Annotated in this window: 13 protein-coding genes; 8 read left to right on the forward strand and 5 right to left on the reverse strand. The window is 63.6% G+C overall.

Annotated elements, in window-relative coordinates:
• The first annotated feature begins 70 nt into the window (after positions 1–70).
• Positions 71–829 (forward strand): 2-C-methyl-D-erythritol 4-phosphate cytidylyltransferase, encoded by a 759-nt coding sequence (gene ispD / locus ACTJK6_RS01315; RefSeq protein WP_440838176.1) that lies wholly within the window; start codon positions 71–73, stop codon positions 827–829.
• A complete protein-coding gene (ispF, locus tag ACTJK6_RS01320) occupies positions 826–1,332 on the forward strand; it encodes a 2-C-methyl-D-erythritol 2,4-cyclodiphosphate synthase (RefSeq protein WP_012435874.1) in 507 nt (168 codons plus the stop codon). Before ispD ends, ispF begins: the two co-directional genes overlap by 4 nt.
• Before the next feature lie 81 nt (positions 1,333–1,413).
• Here the strand turns inward: ispF and ACTJK6_RS01325 are convergent, their stop codons facing one another.
• From ACTJK6_RS01325 to ompR, 4 genes are all read right to left on the reverse strand, one after another.
• Positions 1,414–1,935: a carboxymuconolactone decarboxylase family protein gene (locus tag ACTJK6_RS01325; protein ID WP_440838177.1), complete on the reverse strand. Its 522-nt coding sequence runs from the start codon at positions 1,933–1,935 to the stop codon at positions 1,414–1,416.
• 76 nt (positions 1,936–2,011) lie between these two features.
• Complete coding sequence (locus tag ACTJK6_RS01330; RefSeq protein ID WP_027681312.1) at positions 2,012–2,560, reverse strand: peroxiredoxin; 549 nt, start codon at positions 2,558–2,560, stop codon at positions 2,012–2,014.
• A 283-nt stretch (positions 2,561–2,843) separates the two neighbouring features.
• Positions 2,844–4,205 carry an ATP-binding protein gene (locus ACTJK6_RS01335; protein WP_232042906.1) on the reverse strand — a complete coding sequence of 454 codons (1,362 nt, stop codon included), beginning with the start codon at positions 4,203–4,205 and terminating at the stop codon, positions 2,844–2,846.
• A 33-nt stretch (positions 4,206–4,238) separates the two neighbouring features.
• Positions 4,239–4,961: an osmolarity response regulator transcription factor OmpR gene (ompR, locus tag ACTJK6_RS01340; RefSeq protein WP_004627064.1), complete on the reverse strand. Its 723-nt coding sequence runs from the start codon at positions 4,959–4,961 to the stop codon at positions 4,239–4,241.
• A 190-nt stretch (positions 4,962–5,151) separates the two neighbouring features.
• Between ompR and ACTJK6_RS01345 the strand changes: the two genes are divergently transcribed.
• The 4 genes from ACTJK6_RS01345 to ACTJK6_RS01360 all read left to right on the forward strand — a co-directional run bounded on the left by ACTJK6_RS01345 (position 5,152) and on the right by ACTJK6_RS01360 (position 10,865).
• Positions 5,152–5,598, forward strand: coding sequence for a hypothetical protein (locus ACTJK6_RS01345; protein ID WP_232042905.1), 447 nt, complete (start codon positions 5,152–5,154; stop codon positions 5,596–5,598).
• Between the two features lie 69 nt (positions 5,599–5,667).
• On the forward strand, positions 5,668–7,293 hold the full coding sequence (locus tag ACTJK6_RS01350; RefSeq protein WP_440838178.1) for a DUF1800 domain-containing protein: 1,626 nt from the start codon (positions 5,668–5,670) through the stop codon (positions 7,291–7,293).
• Positions 7,294–7,318: 25 nt separating this feature from the next.
• Positions 7,319–8,503 (forward strand): DUF1501 domain-containing protein, encoded by a 1,185-nt coding sequence (locus ACTJK6_RS01355; RefSeq protein ID WP_322016761.1) that lies wholly within the window; start codon positions 7,319–7,321, stop codon positions 8,501–8,503.
• Between the two features lie 226 nt (positions 8,504–8,729).
• On the forward strand, positions 8,730–10,865 hold the full coding sequence (locus ACTJK6_RS01360) for a glycoside hydrolase family 28 protein (protein ID WP_440838765.1): 2,136 nt from the start codon (positions 8,730–8,732) through the stop codon (positions 10,863–10,865).
• Positions 10,866–10,871: 6 nt separating this feature from the next.
• Here ACTJK6_RS01360 and hpnD read toward each other — a convergent pair whose 3' ends face one another.
• The gene (gene hpnD, locus ACTJK6_RS01365; RefSeq protein ID WP_440838179.1) at positions 10,872–11,705 is read right to left on the reverse strand and encodes a presqualene diphosphate synthase HpnD; all 834 of its coding nucleotides are present in this window, start codon (positions 11,703–11,705) and stop codon (positions 10,872–10,874) included.
• Between the two features lie 186 nt (positions 11,706–11,891).
• Between hpnD and ACTJK6_RS01370 the strand changes: the two genes are divergently transcribed.
• Together ACTJK6_RS01370 and ACTJK6_RS01375 are read left to right on the forward strand one after the other, a co-directional pair.
• Positions 11,892–13,100, forward strand: coding sequence for an efflux RND transporter periplasmic adaptor subunit (locus ACTJK6_RS01370; RefSeq protein WP_433867511.1), 1,209 nt, complete (start codon positions 11,892–11,894; stop codon positions 13,098–13,100).
• Between the two features lie 42 nt (positions 13,101–13,142).
• Entirely contained in the window at positions 13,143–16,262 is a 3,120-nt protein-coding gene (locus ACTJK6_RS01375) for an efflux RND transporter permease subunit (RefSeq protein WP_414560685.1), read from the forward strand.
• Positions 16,263–16,341 lie beyond the last annotated feature (79 nt).

Genomic DNA, 16,341 nt, shown 5'->3' on the forward strand with positions numbered 1-16,341 from the left:
CGCCAGCTGCGTGCTTGCGCGGGCCAAAAACCACGCAAATGCCGCGCCCACGTTCACATTCCCGCCTGTCATGTCGATTTCCTTCCCCGGCCGACGCCGTTTTGCGCTGATTCCCTCGGCCGGCACTGGCTCGCGCGCCGGTGGCGATCTGCCCAAGCAATATCAGGTGATCGCCGGGCGGCCGATGCTGTGGCACACCGCGCAGGCCTTCCTGGCCAGCCCCGAAATCGACACCGTGCTGGTGGTGACGACGCCCGGCGTACAGCCGCTCGTGCAGCGCTTTCCCGACGGTGGTTTCGATGCGCCCAAGCTGGTCGAAGTCGATTGCGGAGGCGACTCGCGCCACGCGTCCGTCGCCCATGGTTTGGCGGCGTTGCGTGGCCTGGGTGCACACGATGACGACTGGGTGCTCGTACATGATGCGGCGCGCCCCGGCTTGACGCCCGCACTGATCGCCCGTTTGGTCGCCGCCGTGGAGGCCGAAGGCACGCAAGCTGCGGGGGGCATCCTTGCGCTGCCCGTGGCCGACACGCTCAAACGCGCCGATGCGGCACAGCATATCGACGCGACCGTGCCGCGCGACGGCCTGTGGCAAGCGCAGACGCCGCAGATGTTTCCGCTCGGGCTGCTGGAGCGCGCCTTGCGGGAAGCGCTGTTGCAACATCGCATCGTCACCGACGAAGCCAGCGCCATCGAAGCCGCCGGTCACCCGCCGCTGCTTGTGCCGGGTGCGCTGCGCAACTTCAAGGTGACGTATCCCGACGATTTCGCGCTCGCCGAGGCCATCCTCGGGCAGAACGCACAACCCAACGAGGCATCGCAAGCATGAACTGGATGGACATCCGCATTGGCCAGGGCTACGACGTGCATGCGCTGGTGGAGGGCCGCAAGCTGATCCTGGGTGGCGTGGAGATCCCGCACACGCGCGGCCTGCTCGGCCACTCCGATGCTGACGCGCTGCTGCATGCGATTACCGATGCGCTGTTCGGCGCCGCCGGCCTGGGCGACATCGGCCGGCACTTTCCCGACACCGATCCGGCTTTTGCCGGTGCCGACAGCCGCGTGCTGCTGCGCGAAGCCGTGCGCCGTGTGCACAAGGCCGGCTATGCGGTCGGCAACGTCGATGCCACCGTCATCGCGCAGAAGCCCAAGCTTGCGCCGCATGTGCCGGGCATGGTCGCCAACCTTGCCGAAGACTTGGGCATTGCGCCTGAGCGGTGCAACGTCAAGGCCAAGACCAACGAGAAGCTCGGTTTTGAAGGCAAGGAAGAAGGCATCGTTGCGCAGGCCGTGGTGTTGATCTATCGCGCAGAAGCCGCCGAGCAGGACTGAGTTCGGGGCGCCATCACGCCAAGGCAGACGGCAGCACCGGAGCGAACCGGGCTGCCGTTTTCGTTTGTGCAATCGGCGCGATTATTCGGCCGCAATGACCTGCGCCGCCGCATTGATGACCGCCGCAATACGGCCGACATCGCGCAATTGCTGCGCGCTCATGCCCTGGTGATTCTTCAGCAGGTCGTAGTGCGATTTGATGCAGAAATGGCACTTCCCGATGATGGAAGCGGCCAGCGCATACATCTCGAACCGGCGCTTGTCGACGCCGCCGTTGTTGGCGTAGGCATTCATGCGCAATTCCGCCTTCTGCTGCGCAAGGTCGGAGTCATCAGCCATCTCGACGTACGGATACCAGACGTTGTTCATGCCCATGAGGGCAGCGGCGGTCAGTGCGCCGTTCACTTCCTCGGGCGACAGCACCCCGGCATTGCGGATGGCATCGGTCAGCACCTTGCTCTTCGTGGCAAACGCGGCCGCCAGTGCAACGCCCACCGCGTCATTGCCCTCTAGCGAAGAGCGCGCGATCGTGCTGTCCAGGTTCAGGCGGATGTCTTTGGCGTAGTCGGGAATCCGGCCCTTGATCGTCTGCAGAAATTCCATCAATTCCTCCTGTCAGCGGGCACTGAAAACGAAAGCCCGCGGCAAGGGCGGGCTTCGGCTGAGCGCTGCGCGGCCGTTACAGCGTCGAGCCGCCAACCGCGCGGTTGCACGGGCACAGCTCATCTGTCTGCAGGCCGTCGAGAATGCGCAGCACTTCGTCCGGGTTGCGACCCACGTTCAGGTTGTTGACCGACACGTGCTGGATCACGTTGTCCGGGTCGACGATGAAGGTCGCGCGCAACGCAACGCCGGCCTCGTGCTCGCGTACGCCAAGCTGGTCGACCAGCGCACCCGTGGAGTCTGCAAATGACCACTGATTCAGCTTGTTCAGGTCTTTGTGCTCGCGGCGCCATGCAAGCTTGACGAATTCGTTGTCGGTCGAGCCGCCAAGCACGATCGTGTCGCGGTCGGCAAAGTCGTCGTTCAGTTTGGCGAAGGCGACGATTTCGGTCGGGCACACAAAGGTGAAGTCCTTCGGATAGAAGAAGATGACTTTCCATTTGCCTGGGAACGATGTTTCGGTGATGTCTTCGAACGCCGACTCGCCGTTCTCCTCGTGATTATTGAACCCGGGCTTGACGCCGACGACCTTGAACGGTTCGAGCTTGTCACCAATGGTCTTCATGAGCTTCTCCTGGAGTTGTGTGGCAATGGGTAAGTAACCCAAAGGGGACTGGCAGACACACGCTCACCGGCCGCCCGGTCAGGCTGGGGCATCCGGACGGATACGAAGAACGCGCAGGCGTGCAGCCTGGCGGCTGGAGTATTGGCGATGAATTGAAAACCGGCCAATTGATATTCTCAACGCCGGCCATAGCGCTGCCCGCCGCCGCACCTTATCGGCGACGCATGACAGTGGTGGGAAGCAGGGGGTGTGCCCGGACGCGCCGGCCAGACGGTGTGCCTGATCAGGCGCGTGCGTAGCAGGCGCTGACGAGCAGTCCCGTTTCGGGCGGAGTGCGGTTCTCGAGCACAAGGCGGCCGCCGCTGCGCTGCAGGATGCGATTGACGATCGACATACCCAGCCCGGCGCCCTTGGCTTCGCTGCGCGCCGATTCAAGGCGGTAGAACGGTCTGGTGAGCAACGCAAGCTGATCCGTCGGCACACCCGCGCCGCGATCGGCCACGCACAATACAACCTCGTTGCCTTGCAGGAACGTGCTGACGGTAATCTCGGCGCGGTTCGTGCCTGGGGTCTTGCCGTAGCGCCGTGCGTTTTCGATCAGGTTGTCGAGAATGCGCTGCGTTTCCATGCGGTTGCAGCGGGCGATGGCCTCGGGCGCGAGCTTGAGCGTGAGGTCGATATCGTCGTGTGCCGAGTAGACGGGCGCCGTGTCGCGCACGAGTTCGGTCAGGTCCACGTCTTCGAGCATTTCGCCGCTGGGGCGCGCGTAGTCGAGGAACTGGCCAATGATTGCGTCCATCTGTTCGATGTCGGCCACCATCAGTTCGCGCGTTTGCTCGTCGACGGGGCTCATTTCCGTTTCCAAGCGCAGGCGCGTTAGCGGCGTGCGCAGGTCGTGCGAGATGCCGGCCAGCATGACAGCGCGATCAGCCTCAAGCTGTTTGAGGTCGCGCACCATCTGGTTGAAGCTGTGATTCGCCTGCGCCACTTCGGTGCCGCCGCCCTCGGGCAGCGCCTTCGGATCGTCTCCGGCACTGATGGCGCGCGCCGTATCAGCGAGGCGTTTGAGTGGCTGGTTCACGCGTGACGTAATGAACGCCGCGCCCAGCACCGACAGCACCAGCGCCGCCATCGACCACCACAGCCATTGCAACCCCGGCACGTGCTCAAACCGGTCGGGGCTGATGGCGACCCAGTAGTCGTCGCCCTCGATCTGGAAGCTCACCCACACGCCCGGGATGTCATTGACGGCCGTGGCGATTACCGCGTCGGCACCGAGCCGGTTGCGGATTTCCTGCTGGACGAGCTGCGTCAGGTACGGATTGGTGTGCGGTTCGCGGTATTCGTCTTCCTTCTCGCGCGGGTAGACCTTGATGCCCTCGTTCTGCACGAGATCGAGCAGCAGGAAGCGGCGTCGCGACGGATCCGAATACAGCAGCGCCGCCCGCGTGAGCTTGACCACGCTGACCACCTGCATGGCGATCTGCTGCGCGCGCGGCTCACGCTCGAAAATACGGAAGCTCTGGAACCACACGCCCAGAGAGATCGCGATCAGCAATGCGATCAGCATGAAGGTTCGCCAGAACAGCGAACCAAACACACTGATCAGCAGACGCCGCAACGCGGCCGGACGCGGAATGCGCAAGTCGGATGCGGAAAATAAGGGTTGCTCGGATGCTTACTTGGCGCCGTCGGGAATGAACACGTAGCCCAAGCCCCACACGGTTTGGATGAAGCGGGGGTTGCTGGCGTCCGGTTCGATCAGCTTGCGCAGGCGGGAAATCTGCACGTCCAGGCTGCGGTCGAACACTTCGTATTCACGGCCGCGCGCCATTTCCATCAGCTTTTCGCGCGATAGGGGTTGGCGCGGATGGCGCGCAAACACCTTGAGCACGGAGAATTCGCCCGTCGTGAGGGTGATCTCTTCGTCGTTTTTCTTGAGCGTGCGCGTGGCCAGGTTGAGTACGAAATCGCCAAACGCGAAGGTTTCGGGCGTCTCTGACGGAGCACCGGGGATTTCGGCCGGCCCGCGGCGGCGCAACACGGCGTGAATGCGCGCGATCAGCTCGCGGGGGTTGAAGGGCTTGGGCAGGTAATCGTCCGCGCCCATTTCGAGGCCGACAATGCGGTCGACGTCTTCGCCCTTGGCGGTGAGCATGATGATCGGCGTCTGATCGTTTGCGCCGCGCAGGCGACGGCAGATCGACAGGCCATCTTCACCCGGCATCATCAGGTCGAGCACGAGCAGGTCGAAGCGCTCGCGCAGCCAGAGTTTGTTCATGGCCGTGGCGTTTTCTGCCACCAGCACGGTGAAGCCCTGTTCCCCGAGGTAACGGCGCAGCAGATCGCGCAGGCGGGGGTCGTCGTCGACGACGAGAATCTTTTGACCGGAATTTTCCATGGCGCTAATGGTAACGACAAAAACATGGGCCCAATGGACAACAGAAGGCAGTAAAAGCCCAATTGAAACAGACGGTTACATTATTTACCGAGTCACGCGAACAGTCTGTAGGACGCGCAGCTACACTGCTTTGGCAGTTCCTCGCAACGGTTTGGGGTCTGTCGACCCCCGCGGAGGGGACTGGCGTGCAATGCGGTTGCCTGTTATCGATTGTCGCGCAATGATGCATGGCGCATCGGTTTCCAGCAACAAAGACGTGGCTTCTCAACTTCCTTTTTCGAATCGCTCGGTGATGTCTCGGCGGCGCGCGGCGCTGTTGACCTGTGTTCTTGCCCTCTGTGCGGCCGGCTCGCAGGCGCACGCGCGCGGTGAACGCGGTGGCTTTGGCGGATTCGGCGGCTTTTTCGGCGGCGGGCATGCGATGCACGCCGGCGCGCCTGATAAGAAGGGTGGACAGGGTCCGGCGCGCGGCCGTGGGGGCGAGGAACGTAGCCGCCGCGCCGCTGCGATGGAGAACCGCCGTGGAGAGAATGCCGATCGCGGGGCTCCGCAACGCAAGCTGTCTCCGGAAGAGCGTAGGCAATTGCGTCAGAACATCTATGACGTCACGCGGGATATCTACCACCGTGGCGGCTAGGTAGGGGCCGAGGAAAGGCGCGCGAGTCGCTGCCCCGGCAAAGCAGTAGGGTCGTCTCGGGGGACCGACATGCGAATCCGTAGCACCACGATCTTCTTGGCGCTGGCAGCCGCCGGCGCGCTTTCACAGCAGACCGCGCATGCGGCAACGCAGAACACGCCACATCGCCATACCGCGCAAGCCAAGGCGTCCGCCGCCGACGAGCAGCGCCTGGACCGCGACGATGCGCGCTATTTCCTCACCCGCATCGGCTTTGCGCCTTCCGAGAGTGAGCTCGACGCCTACGCCGGGCTCACGCACCGCGAAGCTGTCGACCGCGTCCTTGCTCAAACGGGCACTGTTGCCACGCAGGCGCCGCCCGCTTGGGTGAACGATCCGATCATCCCGTACAACAAGCTCCCGGACGAAGACGCCCGCAAGGCGGCACGCCAGAAGAACGGTGCGCACGAGCTGGAACTGCGCGCATGGTGGATGGGCGAGATGATCAAGACGCCGTCGCCGCTGACAGAGCGCATGACGCTGTTCTGGCACAACCATTTCGTTTCCAGTTCGCAGAAGGTGCAGTTCGCACAGTTGATGTACCGGCAGAACGTGCTGCTGCGCCAGAACGCAGTCGGCAATTTCGGCACGATGCTGCACGCCATCGGCAAAGACCCGGCGATGCTGATTTACCTGGACGGCGCCGAGAGCCGCAAGGGCAAGCCGAACGAGAATTTCGCACGTGAGGTGATGGAGCTGTTCACGCTCGGCGAGGGCCATTACACCGAGCAGGACATCAAGGAAGCGGCGCGCACCTATACCGGCTGGAGCATCGATCGCGAGCACGATTTTGCCTACATCTGGCGGCCGCAGATTCACGACACGGGCGTGAAAACGGTGTTCGGCCAGAGCGGCGATTACGACGGCGACCAGATGCTCGACATCCTGCTGTCTCGCCCAGAGACGGCGAACTTTATCGTCACCAAGCTCTGGCACGAGTTCGTTTCGCCGGACGTGGATGTGGCACAGGCCCAGCGGGTGGCCGATGCGTTTCGGGCAAGCGGCTACGACATCAAGGTGGCGCTGCGCGGGCTGTTCTTGACGCCGGCGTTCTGGGCTCCGCAATCGCGCGCGACGCTGGTGAAGTCGCCGGTAGAGATGATTGTCGGCACGCTCAAGCAGTTCAACGTGCAGTACACCGACCCGACGCCGTTTGCGATCAAGTCCGCGCAGCTCGGGCAGAACCTGCTGGCACCGCCCAACGTCAAGGGCTGGCCCGGCGGCGATGCCTGGATCAACTCGAACACACTGCTGGGGCGCAAGCAGTTTCTCGATCAACTATTCCGCTCCACCGAGATGAAGGCGCCGCCGGCCAAGCAACAGGCGCAACAGCAGAAGCCCGGCATGATGATGGCCGCCATGCGGGAAGACCTGAAACAGGGAGGCTCCGTGCAGGGCCTGGGCCTGGCGCTCAAGGGCATGGGGCGGGAAGGCCGCTTCAAGCTGGCGCAGTCGCAGACGATGGTGTCGTTCAACTCGGACAAGTGGCTGGCGCAGTTCGGCGCGGACGGAGACGACCCGCCGCAACTGGCGCCGCGCATCTCGATCCAGCGCGCGGTGTTGCCGATCGAGCCGACCGCGCCCATTCCCGTCAAGCTGGCCGGTACGGCATACCTGCGCACGCTGATGATGGACCCGGCTTATCAGTTGAAGTAACGCCACCGCTGCAGGAGCACACATCATGGAACGTCGCGATTTTCTGAAGGCCGGTGCCATGCTCGGCGTGGGTGGCGCAGTGCCGGGGATTGTCTTTGCGCAAGGGCAGGACAAGCGCAAGGGCTACGGCAACCTGCTCATCCTCATTGAACTCAAAGGCGGCAACGACGGGCTGAACACCGTGGTGCCGTACACGAGCGCGCAGTACTACGCGCTGCGCCCGCGCATCGCCATCAAGCGGGAGCAGGTGCTGCAACTGGACGACCGCTACGGCTTGCATCCGTCTTTGCAGGCGATGATGCCGCTGTGGCAGGCGGGTGAATTGTCGGTGGTGCAGGGGCTGTCGTATCCGCAGCCGAATCTTTCGCACTTCCGCTCGATCGAGATCTGGGACACGGCCTCGCGCTCAGACCAATACCTGCGCGAAGGCTGGCTGACGCGTGCGTTTGCCGCGAAGCCCGTGCCGTCATCGTTCGGCGCCGACGGCGTGATCATCGGCAGTGCCGATCTTGGCCCACTCGACGGCGGCGCACGCGCGGTCGCGCTGGCCAATCCCGATGCGTTCCTCAACGAAGCCAAGCTCGCGATGCCTTCCCACGCGATGGGCAACGCCACGCTCGCACATGTGCTGAAGGTCGAGGCGGACATTGTCAAAGCCGCCGACGGGCTGCGCCCGAAGTCTGGCAAGTTTGCGTTCCAGACGCACTTTCCTGACGGCGGGTTCGGCAACTCTATCAAGGCGGCGATGCAGGTGGTGGCTGCGCCAGGCCATGGCGGTGCGGACGTAGCCGTGGTGTGCCTGTCGCTCGGCAGCTTCGATACGCATACCAACCAGCCGGGCACGCAGGCGAACTTGCTGCGCCAGTTGGGTGAGGGCATGGCTTCGCTCAAGAGCGCGTTGACCGAGCTGGGCCGTTGGAACGACACGCTGATCGTCACGTATTCGGAGTTCGGCCGCCGCCCGCGCGAGAACCTGAACAACGGTACGGATCACGGCACGGCTGCCGCGCATTTCGTGGCCGGTGGCCGCGTAAAGGGCGGACTGGCCGGGCAGGGGCCGGTGCTGGAACGCTTGGACGGCGGCGGCAATCTCGACCCGTCGGTCGATTTCCGCTCGCTTTACGCCACGGTGCTGGAGCGCTGGTGGGGGATGGATTCCCAATCCGTGCTGGCGGGCCGGTTTGCGCCGCTGGATCTCATCAAAGCCTGAGTTACGCCTATCGGGCGGGCAGATTGCCTCTGCAGGCGTTAAGCCCGCCCAACTCCATCGATCTTCTCTGATAGGTTTCGCGCTTGCCATGGCGATGCACGGGAAAACCCTGCCTTGACCATTGATATATCAATAAATAGATTCTGATATATCAAAAAGGCGTGTGCCGACCCGATTGGCGGACCACAACAACAATGAGGAGACCTTCGTGAGTGCATTGCAGACAATGAAAAAGCGGCACCGACAATCGGCTGGCTTGATTGCGATGCTGATTGCAGCGGCAATCGGGCTGGCGGCATGCGGCGGCGGCGATGCGACATCGTCGAACACATCGGGCACTGGCACCGGCAGCCCGGCAGCCGCCGTCTTTCAGGTCGGCACAGCCACCACCGATGCAAACCTGCCACCTGAGCCAACGCTGCCGACCGACGCGCAGGTCTGTGCGACGCTGCAGGCGAGCAATTCACTCGTGAGCCGACCGGACGGTGCGCTGCCGCCGGAAGCTGATCCGTCGACAGTTGGTGTGGGTGTTTCAGTGACGACAGCCAAGGCGAACCCAGACCAGGCGCGCATCCAGGCCGCGCTCGATGCGTGCGGTGCGTCGGTTGACGCGGAAGTCGGTGCAACCATTGCCGCGGCGGACGCGACTGCCACGGCTGCTCAGACTGCGGCTGCAGTCCCCAATGTCAACATCGCCGGTGCGACTGGCGAAGAGCTTGCGAAATCGCAGTACCGTGCGTCCAAGTTTGCCGTGCGTCTTGTTGTGAACCCGAGCGGCCCCGGCAACGCGTTCATTAGCGGCCCGCTGACATTGCCCTCTGGCGTGACGCTTTGGATCGACAAGGGCGTCACGCTGTATGCATCGCGCGATGTCATGGCCTATTCGCCCAACGCGGCAGGGCCGTACTGCGGCAACACGGCCGTCAGCGCGACAAAGGCTGGCAGTTCCAGCAACTGCACGGCGCTGATCACCGGTACGAACATCGTCAACTCCGCCGTGGTTGGCGATGGGCGGATCGATGGCCGTGGCTACGCAGAAATCGTCACGTCAAATGCCAAGTACCCGCTGATGAAGGTCGACCTGACCTGTTCGAACACCTACGCCGCGTACAAGACCGGCACCGTAGCGGCTGACGGTACGCCTTGCGACAACGGCGGCACGGTGGTCGATTCGAAATCGCCGGCGCGCAACATGACGTGGTGGGATCTGGCCTATCTCGGCAACATGGTCGACAACGGCACGACGGGCGTCGGTTCGCAGTCGAACTTCCGACTGATGGTGTTCAACTATGCGAAGAACCTCACGCTGTATCGCGTCACGCTGAGCAATAGCCCGAACTTTCATGTCGTGCCCAGCGGCGTCGATGGCCTCACCGTCTGGGGTGTGAAGGTGCAGACGCCCAACCTTGCCGCGTTTGCGAACCCGGCAGGCAACGGCAATCCGCTGTACACCGGTGCGACGTTCACGCGCGACAACGTGAAGAACACGGACGCGTTTGATCCGGGTTCTGCCTCGAAGGCGATCTCGGGCAAGTTGTCGACCGGCAGCACGACCACATCGGCCGGTCCCATTTCGTTTGATGGCTATCTGAAGAACTTCGTGTTTGCCTACAACTACGTCAGCACAGGCGACGACGACATCGCGCTCAAGGGGAGCGCCAACCCGTCGCCGGCCGGCTCGGGCCTGTTCGGGGTGGATGGCAACCGTGGCGTGCGATCCGACCGCAAATACGGCATCGTGATCGCGCACAACCATATCTACTGGGGTCACGGCATCTCGATCGGCAGCGAAACGAATGCGGGCGTGACGAACGTGCAGGTCTACGACAACGCGTTCTGGAATTCGGAAGAGGGCCTGCGTATCAAATCGGATTACGCGCGCGGCGGCGAAGTCAGCAACATCCAATACGCCAACATCTGCATTCGCGATGCGACGAACGCGCTGCTGTTTACGCCGTACTACAGCACGAAGGCCGTGCCGTCGGGTGGGCCGCTGTATCCGAATTTCCACGATATTTCGCTGAACAACGTGGTCATCCAGGGCAGCGCCGGGGTGAAGCTGCAGGGCTTTGAAGCGAACACCGGTGGATATGGCGAGCCGGCATTCCCGCTCGGGATGTCGTTGACCAACGTGATTGCCGATACGCCAGCCAGCATCGCGGTGACGTCGTCGGACGCCAACCTGACGCTCAACAACACGAACCTGCCGCTGTTCCCGTCGACGGCAAATCGCGTGGCATTGACGGGCAGCCCAACGCAGTCGATCGATCCGACCCAGTACCTTGATTGTTCGAAGGCGTTTGTTGACTTTCCTGGGATCGATCAGTCGAGCATTTTCGGTACGACCTGGGCTTCGCAATAAGGCGGGTCAGGCGCGGATCTGCGTCTTCCAGGCCAGCCACAGCTTGCGCAGCGGCGTCAGGTCCGTGCGCTGCGTGAGCACCTGGAAGCCGTCGGCTTCCACCTCGTCGAGCAGGCGCATGGCCAGCACGCCGCGAATCAGCGCCGAGCGCTGGGCGCGGAGATCTTCTGCCGGCAGCGCGGCCAGGGCTTCCTTGTACGTTGCGCGGGCGCGCTCGGCCTGAAATGCCATCAACGGCTTGAAGCCCTCGGCATACCGGCGGTTGAACAGATCGGCAGCCGGTACGTTGAAGCGCTGCAGTTCGTCCACGGGGATGTAGACGCGGTTGTGGCGCACGTCTTCGCCCAGGTTCCGGACGAAATGCACGAGCTGCTCGGCCAGCGCCATCAGCCGTGCGAATTCCAGCGTGCGTGCATGCGTCTGTCCGGCAATGCGGGCCGTCAGCCGACCTGCGACGCCAGCCACTTGATCGCCGTGGCGGCGCAGGTTGGGCCAATCCAGATAGCGGTTTTGCATGGCATCGGCCTCGACGCCGGCCAGCAATTCGCCCAGATGCACGGCGCCGATATCGTAGCGAGCCAGATGTGGCTGCAATGCCTTGGCCGCCGGGTGCTCGGGGCGGCCGTCAAACAGCCGCGCCAGTTCTTGTCGCCACCACTGCAGCTTCGATTGCACGACCGCCGGATCGCTCGCATCGCGCACGGCGTCTTCCAGCTCACGGCGCACGGCTTCCAGGGCGATGGTCGCGCGGCGGCGTTCGGGTGCCAGAAACAATACGCTGTAGTACACGTCGCTGCCGGGCGGGGCGGCCTTGTCGGCGCAGTAATCGTCGGGGGTCACGGAAAGGGCCGTCGTGGTGAGGTTTGAAGCAGGGCGGCCATTCTACAGCGCGTTGCAGCGCAGCATGCCGCAAAGCCTTGCTTGAACAGCTACCAAGAAAAGTCAATCAGACGCGGCCGTGTCGTTGACCCTGCGCATTGCCGTGGGTATATTACTGACCGGTCAGTTATTTACTGAGAGCGTGTCATGCCAGCGTTGCGTTTGCCGTACCCGCATTCCGACTTCACCGGTTTCTCCGACACGCGGTCTCGGCCGCGCAGGCGTTCATTGCCGATGACGACATCGGCCGCCTTGTTGATCGGCGCGGCGCTGCTGGCCGGATGCAGCAAGGAGGCGCCCAAGGCGCCCGAAGTGCGCCCCGTGCGCACCATGACCGTCACCAGCGAGCAGGGCGCCGGCACGGCGGAGTTCTCAGGCGACGTACGCCCACGCATTGAATCGCGCCTGGGCTTCCGTGTGCCGGGCAAAATCATCGCCCGCTTGGTGGACGTGGGCGCCACCGTCAAGAAAGGCCAGGTGCTCGCACGGCTGGACCCGACCGATCTCGCCCTCGCTCAGCAATCGTCCCAGGCTCAGTTGTCCGCCGCCAAGACCGACCGCGATCTGGCCGCGGCGGATCTCAAACGCTATTCCGAACTGTTCGCCAAGGGTTTCATCAGCGCGGCCGAGCAGCAACGCCATCAAGCCAACTATGACGCCGCACAAGCCCGCTACGAGCAAGCCGGAGCCGGTTATCGCAATCAGGTGAATCAAGCCGGATATGCCACGCTTGAAGCCGACGCCGATGGCGTGGTGACGGGCGTTGACGCCGAGGTCGGGCAGGTGGTGTCGGCCGGCCAGCCGGTCGTGCGCGTGGCGCAGACGGCAGAGAAGGAAGTCGTGGTCGGCATTCCCGAGGATCAGGTCGATACGCTGCGCAAATCGCCCGAAGTGAGCGTCAAGTTGTGGGCCGATCAGTCGCGCAGCATTCCGGCCAAGGTACGTGAGATTGCACCTGCGGCCGACCCGCTCACGCGCACGTACACCGTAAAGATTTCAGTACCGAATCCGCCGCCTGAATTGAGGCTCGGCATGACGGCAGTGGCCACGTTCGTGCGGCCCGGCGGTGGCGCGGACAGCGGCGGCATGGGCGTACGCGTGCCGATCAGCGCGCTGCTGCAGGATCAAGGCAAGAACGTGGTGTGGCTGTACGACGCCGCATCGCAAACGGTCAAGCCCGTGCCGGTGACGGTGGGCGCGCCGCGCGACAACGTGCTGCTGGTAACGAGCGGCCTGCAGCCCGGCCAGACCATCGTGACCGCTGGCGTGCACCTGCTCAAGGCCGGCCAGAAGGTGATGCCGATGGCACCGGCCGATCAGCCGTCGGCGCAGTCCGCCATCACGCCGCGCCGGTAAGCCGCATCCGGCTTCCGCCCCAACACGCCAACCTTCGCGCGTATGGAACATTCCCGCTTCAACCTGTCACGCTGGGCGCTTGAACATCAGCCGCTCACGCGCTTCTTGCTGGTGGCGCTGTTGCTCGGCGGCATCTTTGCGTATTCCAAGCTGGGGCAGGATGAAGATCCGCCCTTCACCTTCCGCGCGATGGTCGTGCAGGCCTTCTGGCCCGGCGCCACGGCCGAGCAGATGTCGCGCCAGGTGACCGACAAGATCGAGAAGGCGCTGCAGGAAGTGCCGTACGCTTGGAAGATCCGCAGCTACTCCAAGCCCGGCGAAACGCTCGTGACCTTCCAACTGGCCGACACGTCGCCCGCCAAGGAAACGCAGCAGCTCTGGTACACCGTGCGCAAGAAGGTGGGCGATATCGCGCCCACGCTGCCTCAGGGTGTGCGCGGACCATACTTCAACGACGATTTCGGCGACGTGTATGGCTCGATCTATGCGTTGTCAGCCGATGGCTTTACATACCGCCAGCTCAACGACTACGCCGACGCGATCCGCCAGCAATTGCTGCGCGTACCCAATGTCGCCAAGGTCGAGCTGCTGGGCGACCAGGACGAAAAGATCTACATCGAGTTCCAGCAGGCCAAGCTGGCGCAGATGGGCCTCGATATCAACAGCATCGCCACGCAGATCAGCCAGCAGAACAACATCGGCCCCAGCGGTGTGCTGGTCACCCCGACCGATAACGTGCAGATTCGCCTCTCAGGCCAGTTCTCGGACATCCGCGATCTGGAAAACCTGACGCTGCGCGGCCCAGGCGGCACGACGAACATCCGCCTGGGCGATATCGCCACGGTCAAGCACGGCTACGTGGATCCGCCGCACGCCAAGATGCGCTTCAACGGCAAGGAGGTGATCGGCCTGGGCATCTCGATGACCAAGGGCGGCGACATCATCCAGCTTGGCAAGGACTTGCGCGCGACGGTCGACAAGATCCGCGCGAAGCTGCCCGTGGGCGTTGAGATGGAGCAGGTGCAGAACCAGCCGAAATCGGTGCAGAGCTCCGTGGGCGAATTCGTGCATGTGCTGATCGAGGCGGTGGTGATCGTGCTGGGCGTGAGTTTTCTTTCGCTGGGTCTGCACACCAAGCCGAAGTTGCGCATTGACGTGTGGCCGGGCCTGGTGGTGGGCCTGACGATCCCGCTGGTGCTGGCGGTGACGTTCCTGTTCATGAACATCTTCGACATCGGGCTGCACAAGATTTCGCTCGGTGCGCTGATCATCGCGCTGGGTCTGCTGGTGGACGACGCGATCATCGCGGTCGAGATGATGGTGCGCAAGCTGGAAGAGGGCTTCTCCAAGATGGAAGCGGCCACCTTCGCGTACACCTCGACCGCGATGCCGATGCTGACCGGCACGCTGATCACCGCCACGGGTTTCCTACCGGTGGGGCTCGCGCGCTCGACGGTGGGTGAATATACGTTCGGCATCTTTGCGGTGACGGCGCTGGCGCTGGTGCTGTCGTGGTTTGCCGCAGTGGTGTTTGTGCCGTATCTCGGCTTCCTGCTGCTGCGGACCAAATCGCATGTGGAAGGCGGCGGGCACCACGAGCTGTTCGACACGCCGTTCTACAACCGCTTTCGCGGCTGGGTGAATTGGTGCGTGGAGTACCGCAAGACGGTGATCGTCATCACGCTGGTGGCGTTTGGGCTGGGCGTGTTCGGCTTCAAGTATGTCGAGAAACAGTTCTTCCCCGATTCCAGTCGCCCTGAGCTGATGGTCGAGCTTTGGTTGCCGGAAGGCTCGAGCTTCAACCAGACCGAAACCGAAGCCAAACGCTTTGAAGCACTGATGCGCAAGGAGCAGAACGTCGATAGCGTGACGCTGTTCATCGGCTCCGGCGCGCCGCGTTTCTATCTGCCGCTGGACCAGATCCTTCCGCAAACCAACGTCGCGCAGGCCATCGTGATGCCCACCTCGCTGGAGGCGCGCGAGGGGGTTCGGCAACACGTCATCGGGCTGCTCAAGTCGCAATTCCCGCATCTGCGTGGCCGCGTGAAGCTGCTGCCGAACGGACCGCCCGTGCCGTATCCGGTGCAGTTCCGCGTCATGGGCCCGGACATTGGCGGGGTGCGCAAGATTGCCGATCAGGTCAAGGCCATCATGAGCGCCAACCCGAACACCGTGGGCGTGAACGACAACTGGAACGAGAACGTCAAGGTGCTGCGCCTGGACATCGACCAGGACAAGGCGCGCGCGCTGGGCGTGTCGACCGGTTCCATCTCACAGGTCACGCAGACGGTGATGTCTGGCGCGCCTATTGCCCAGTACCGCGACGGCGACAAGCTGCTCGACATCGTGATGCGTCCGCAGGAAGACGAGCGCAACACGCTCGACGCCCTGCAGCGCGTGCAAGTCCCGACCAGCAGTGGCCGCACGGTGCCGCTGACCCAGGTGGCGCGCGTTGGTTTTGCGTGGGAACCTGGCGTGATCTGGCGCGAGAACCGCGACTACGGCATCACCGTGCAGTCCGACGTGGTGGACGGTGTGCAGGGCCCGACCGTGACGGCGCAGATCAACCCGCTGCTCGACAAGATTCGCGCTGACTTGCCGCCGGACTATCAGATCAAGATCGCCGGCGCAGAAGAGGAAAGTGCCAATGCGGGCGCCTCTATCGCCGCGCAGATGCCGCTGTGCATCTTCATCATTTTCTTGTTGCTGATGCTCCAGCTGCATAGCTTCTCGCGTTCTGTGATGGTGTTCCTGACCGGCCCGCTGGGGTTGATCGGAGCGGCGGCAACGCTGCTGCTGTTGCGCGCGCCGATGGGCTTCGTTGCACAGCTTGGCATCACGGCGCTGATCGGCATGATCATCCGCAACTCGGTCATTCTGGTCGACCAGATCGAGCAGGACGTGGCGGCCGGCGTGCCGACCTGGACCGCTATCGTCGAAGCGGCCGTGCGGCGTTTCCGCCCCATCATCCTGACCGCGGCCGCGGCGGTCCTGGCAATGATTCCGCTGTCGCGCAGCGTGTTCTGGGGCCCGATGGCCGCCGCCATCATGGGTGGCCTGATCATCGCCACGGTGTTGACGCTGCTGTTCCTGCCGGCACTGTATGCGGCGTGGTTCCGCGTCAAGCGGCCCGATGCGGAGGCGGCGGCGCCGGCTGTCTGACGTTTGCGTTCCTGGGGCAGGTGCGAGGGAGGGGACTCGAATCCCTACACCAAGCCACGCAGCGCGGGGGATGGAAACC

The sequence above is a fragment of the Ralstonia sp. 22086 genome, assembly GCF_052045975.1.
Taxonomy (GTDB): Bacteria; Pseudomonadota; Gammaproteobacteria; order Burkholderiales; family Burkholderiaceae; genus Ralstonia; species Ralstonia wenshanensis.

What these genes read in the sequence shown, in the direction of transcription:
- ispD (WP_440838176.1), top strand. Translation starts at nt 71, where the DNA reads ATGTCGATTTCCTTCCCCGGCCGACGCCGTTTTGCGCTGATTCCCTCG.
- ispF (WP_012435874.1), top strand. Translation starts at nt 826, where the DNA reads ATGAACTGGATGGACATCCGCATTGGCCAGGGCTACGACGTGCATGCG.
- ACTJK6_RS01325 (WP_440838177.1), bottom strand. Translation starts at nt 1,935, where the DNA reads ATGGAATTTCTGCAGACGATCAAGGGCCGGATTCCCGACTACGCCAAA.
- ACTJK6_RS01330 (WP_027681312.1), bottom strand. Translation starts at nt 2,560, where the DNA reads ATGAAGACCATTGGTGACAAGCTCGAACCGTTCAAGGTCGTCGGCGTC.
- ompR (WP_004627064.1), bottom strand. Translation starts at nt 4,961, where the DNA reads ATGGAAAATTCCGGTCAAAAGATTCTCGTCGTCGACGACGACCCCCGC.
- ACTJK6_RS01345 (WP_232042905.1), top strand. Translation starts at nt 5,152, where the DNA reads ATGCGGTTGCCTGTTATCGATTGTCGCGCAATGATGCATGGCGCATCG.
- ACTJK6_RS01350 (WP_440838178.1), top strand. Translation starts at nt 5,668, where the DNA reads ATGCGAATCCGTAGCACCACGATCTTCTTGGCGCTGGCAGCCGCCGGC.
- ACTJK6_RS01355 (WP_322016761.1), top strand. Translation starts at nt 7,319, where the DNA reads ATGGAACGTCGCGATTTTCTGAAGGCCGGTGCCATGCTCGGCGTGGGT.
- ACTJK6_RS01360 (WP_440838765.1), top strand. Translation starts at nt 8,730, where the DNA reads ATGAAAAAGCGGCACCGACAATCGGCTGGCTTGATTGCGATGCTGATT.
- ACTJK6_RS01370 (WP_433867511.1), top strand. Translation starts at nt 11,892, where the DNA reads ATGCCAGCGTTGCGTTTGCCGTACCCGCATTCCGACTTCACCGGTTTC.
- ACTJK6_RS01375 (WP_414560685.1), top strand. Translation starts at nt 13,143, where the DNA reads ATGGAACATTCCCGCTTCAACCTGTCACGCTGGGCGCTTGAACATCAG.